Annotated in this window: 1 protein-coding gene; it reads right to left on the bottom strand. The window is 68.1% G+C overall.

Features of this window, described 5'->3' with window-relative positions; genetic code table 11:
* The coding region (locus tag KCH87_RS48235) for a non-ribosomal peptide synthetase (RefSeq protein ID WP_210594431.1) at positions 1-5,047 on the bottom strand (5,047 nt) is incomplete at both ends.

Raw genomic sequence — 5,047 nt, 5'->3', positions numbered from 1 at the left:
TGTCTCCGACAGAATTTCCGCTTCACCGATCCGGCGGTCGGGAGCGGTGCTGAGCTGTGTCAGCACCCGTACCAGCTGGGCGACCATCCGTTCGGCAGTGCCCTGTTGGAAGACGTCGGTGTTGTACTCCAGCATTCCGTCGAGCCCGGCCGGACGGTTGTCGGCCTCGTAGTGCTCGTTGAGGATGAAGCCAAGATCAAACTTGGCCGTACGGGTACTGAATACTTCCTCGGCTTCAATCACCACGCCGGGCAGCGAGAACTCGTATCCACCGGTGTTCTGTAGGACCACCATGACCTGGAAGAGAGGATGCCAGGACAGCGAGCGAGTCGGATTGACGGCCTCGACCACGCGCTCGAACGGCACGTCCTGGTGCATATAGGCGGTCAGGGCGGTCTTGCGGACCCGCTCCAGAAGTTCCCGGAATGTGGGGTTCCCTGAAGTGTCGGTCCGCAACACCAGCGTATTGAGGAAGAGACCGACCAGATCGTCGAGTGTCTCGTCGGTGCGTCCTGCGCTCGGGGTGCCGATCGGGATATCCGACCCCGCGCCCAATCGGCTCAGCAGGGTGGCGACAGCGGCCTGGAACACCATGAACACCGTGGTGTTCGTGTCCCGGGTCAGGTCGATGAGCGTGCGGTGCAGCTCGGGGCCGATCCGGACCGGAACCATGTCGCCGCGGTAGCTGGCCACCTTCGGCCGGGGCCGGTCGAAAGGCAGCTCAAGACGGTCCGGGCTGCCCTCCAACGCCTGTGTCCAGTAGGACAGTTGCTTGCTCACCAGGGAGGTGGGGTCCTCCTCCGCGCCGAGGAGCTGTCGCTGCCACAGGGTGTAGTCCGCGTACTGCACCGGGAGCGCGGACCACGTCGGTGCCTGACCCTGGAGCCGGGCGCGGAACGCGGTCTCCAGATCGCGTCCGAGAGGCCCCAGCGAAGCGCCGTCGCTCGCGATGTGGTGCATGAGCAGCAGCAGTACCCGCTCCTTCGGACTCACGGTGAACAGCGTTGCTCGCAGTGGCGGTTCGGTGGACAAGTCGAAGGCATACTGCCCGGCCGTCCGCAGCGTCGCATTGATTTTGTTTGGGCCACAGTTGACGTGGTGCAGCTTCAGGTCGACGGCGTCCGCTGCCAGCACTGTCTGGGCCGGGGTTCCGTCGATCTCCTGGAAGACCGTCCGCAGGCTCTCGTGCCGTACCACCACATCGTTCAATGCCTGTTCGAGGACATCTGCGTCCAGGTCTCCGGTGATCCGGAACGCCACCGGAACGTTGTAGGTGGCACTCGCCCCTTCCAGCTTGTTCAGGAACCACAGCCGATTCTGCGCCGGCGACAGCGGAACCAGCTCCGGACGCTCCACCACCGTCAACGCGGGCCTGGCCGAACCCGCCTCCGCGACCTGACCCGTCAACGCCGCAACCGTGGGAGCCTCGAACAAGGTCCGCACCGGCAACTCGACACCCAGAACCGACCTGATCCGGCTGACCACCCGGGTCGCCAGCAGAGAATGCCCGCCCAACTCGAAGAAACTGTCGTCGATGCCCACTGCCGGCACGCCCAGGATCTCCGCGAACAGCCCGCACAGGAACTCCTCCTGCGGAGTCCGCGCACCACGCCCGCTCACCTCCGCCTCATACACGGGCGCAGGCAGGGCCCGCCGGTCCAGCTTGCCGTTCGTCGTCAACGGCAAGCGGTCCAGCACCACGAATGCCGAAGGAACCATGAACTCCGGCAACAGCCCGCCCACATGAGCACGCAGGGCATCCACGCCCACCCCACCGCTCCCGGACTCGGCCACGACATAACCCACCAGGCGCTTGTCACCCGGCTGGTCCTCCCGCACCACGACCGCAACCTGTGACACCGCCGGGTGATGACCCAGCACCGCCTCGATCTCGCCCAGTTCGATGCGGAAGCCGCGGATCTTCACCTGGTCGTCGACCCGGCCGACGAACTCAAGCTGGCCGTCACCTCGCCACCGCACCAGGTCGCCGGTGCGGTACATGCGGCTTCCGGCCGGTCCGAAGGGATCGGCCACGAACCGCTCCGCCGTCAGTCCCTGGCGACGCAGGTACCCCCGGGCCACGCCCTCGCCCGCGATGTACAACTCTCCCGGCACCCCTCGCGGCGCCAGCCGTAGCCGCTCGTCCAGGACGTACGCCCGGGCGCCCCTCACCGGAGCTCCGATGGGGATCGACGCGGACGGATCGGTGCCGGACAGCGGCTCGCTGGCCGTCGCCGAGATCGTCGACTCGGTGGGCCCGTAGAGGTTCAGCATCCGCCGTCCGTCCGCCCAGCGCGCGATCAGCGCCGGGGGGCACGCCTCGCCGCCGACGCTCAGCACGCGCAGGGCGGGGAAGTGCCGCGCCGGCAGGGTGGCGAGCACGCTGGGCGGCATGTCGGCGCAGGAGATCCGGCGCTGCTCCAGATAGTCGCCGAGGGCGTCCCCGACCAGGGGGCCGGGCGCGGGGACGACGAGGGTCGCGCCGAAGCAGAACGCCCGGAGGTAGTCCTCCAAGGCCATGTCGAAGCTGATCGAGGCCAACTGTAGGACGCGGTCGTCCGACCGGACCTGGTACTTCTCCGCCAGTGTGGCGGCCAGCGCGCAGATGCCGCGGTGGGTGACGGCCACGCCCTTGGGCGTGCCGGTGGAGCCCGATGTGTAGACGGTGTACGCCAGGTCGTCGGGCCGGAGCCGAGCGGTCCGCTCGGCATCCGTAGGGTTGGCACCGTCGAGTCCGGCCAGGGCCCCGGGTTCGTCGAGGACCAGGGTGACCGGGCCGCCCTGCGGGAGCCGCCCGGCCATCTCTCGGCTGGTGAGCACGCGGACCGGGGCGGCGTCCTCAAGCATGAACGCGATGCGGTCCGCCGGGTACTCCGGATCGATGGGGAGGAAGGCGGCGCCGGCCTTCAGGATGCCCAGCAGTGCCGCCACCATCTCCACCGACCGGGGCACCGCCAGCGCCACCAGTTGCTCGGAGCCGACGCCCTGGCGGATCAGCCAGCGGGCCACTTGGTTGGCCCGCGTGTTCAGCTCGGCATAGGTGAGTACGGTGCCTTCGTGCTCCAGCGCCGGTGCGTCGGGGCGGAGCGCTGCCTGCTCCTGGAACAGGTCGGTGAAGAACCGGTGTTCAGGGGCCGGGCCTCCTGCTCCCTCGGCGAGCAGCTCGCTCTGCTCGGCCGGGGAGAGCAGTTCGGCGGTGCTGATCGGCAGGTCGGGGCGCTCGGCGACGGCCGCCAGCAGCAGCCGGAGACCCTCGATGAACCGCTCCGCGGTGCTCACGTCGGACAGGTCGGTACGGTACTCCAGGAAGCCGTCGAGCCCCGCGGGTTCCCCGGCGCCGTCTGTGACCTCGTAGAAGTTGAAGGTGAGATCGAAGCTGGTCACGTCTTTGGTGAGGTCTTCGGTGACGGCCGACAGACCGGGCAGCTCGAACGCGGGGGCCACGTTGCTGTGCACCACCAGCATTACCTGGAACAGGGGATTGCGGGCCAGCGACCGCTCCGGGTTGAGGATCTCCACCAGTCGTTCGAACGGTACGTCCTGGTGGGAGTAGGCGGCCAGGTCGGTCTCCCGGGTCCGGGCGAGCAGTTCCCGGAACGTCGGGTTCCCCGAGGTGTCGTTGCGCAGGACCAGGGTGTTGACGAAGAAGCCGACGAGGTCGTCCAGTGCTTCGTCGGTGCGTCCCGCGACCGGGGTTCCGAGAGGGATGTCCGAGCCCGCGCCCAGCCGGTTCAGCAGAGTGGCGAGAGCGGCCTGGAGCACCATGAACAGGGTGGTGTTCGTCTCCTGGGCCAGGCCGAGCAGCGCACGGTGCAGCTCGGCGTCGATCCTGATCCGGACGGTGTCACCGCGGTAGCTGGCCACCTTCGGCCGAGGGCGGTCGAAGGGCAGCTCAAGCTGGTCGGGAACTCCTTGAAGTGACCGCTTCCAGAAGGCCAGTTGCTCACTCACCAGAGAACTGGGATCGGCTTCCGCGCCGAGGAGCTCACGCTGCCACAACGTGAAGTCGGCGTACTGCACGGGCAACGGTGACCAGGTGGGCGCCGTACCCGCGCACCGTGCGGCGTAAGCAAGGCTGATGTCACGGGCCAGCGGGGCCAGCGACCAGCCGTCGCTTCCGATGTGATGCTGTACCAAGAGCAGGACGTGGTGGTCCGGGCCGGTGGCGAACAGCCGGGCCCGCAGCGGCAGATCGACAGTGACGTCGAAGGCGGTGTTGCCGGCGGCTCGAAGTGCCTCGTCCAGGTCCGCTGCCTCGACCTCCACCACAGGCAGCTCAGGGCGGACCTGGTCGGGCTCCAGAATGAGCTGCTGAGGCTCCCCGTCGACCTCCGGGAACACCGTCCGCAGAGTCTCGTGTCGGCCGATCACATCGGCTATCGCCGCTTCCAGAGCTGCTCGATCGAGATCCCCTGAAAGTCGTACTGCGAGCGGCAGGACGTAAGTGGCGCTCGCCCTTTCCAGTTTGTTGAGGAACCAGAGGCGGTTCTGTGCGGGTGACAGCGGGATCCGTGCCGGGCGCTCCATCGCGGTCAGTGCAGGCCTGGCCGATTCCGATTCCGATTCCGATTCCGCTTCCGCGAGCCGGTCGGTGAGGGCGGCGACGGTGGGGGCCTCGAAGGGGGTCGGTACTGGAAGTTCGATGCCCAGGGTCGATCGGATGCGGCTGACCAGGCGGGTCGCGAGGAGGGAGTCGCCGCCCAGTGCAAGGAAGTTGTCGTCGATTCCGACGGACGGGACTCCGAGGACCTCGGCGAACAGTCCGCACAGGATCTCCTCCTGCGGGTTCCGCGGACCGCGCCTGGCCAGGTCGGCTTCGTACACGGGTGCCGGCAGGGCCCGCCGGTCGAGCTTGCCGTTGGTGGTCAGCGGGAGCTGGTCGAGGACCACGAATGCGGTGGGGACCATGTATTCCGGCAGCAGGCCGGCCGCGTGTGCGCGCAGGGCTTCGGTGTCCAGGGTGCCGGTCTCGGCGACCACGTAGGCCACGAGGCGTTTGTCGCCGGGCTGGTCCTCGCGGGCTATGACCGCGATCTGGGACAGCTCC

Origin of the sequence: Streptomyces sp. GESEQ-35 (assembly GCF_017948485.1) — a bacterium.
In the GTDB taxonomy this organism is placed as follows: Bacteria; Actinomycetota; Actinomycetes; order Streptomycetales; family Streptomycetaceae; genus Streptomyces.
Note: the sequence above shows the minus strand (reverse complement) of the source record. Positions and strands in the feature narration are given on the sequence as shown.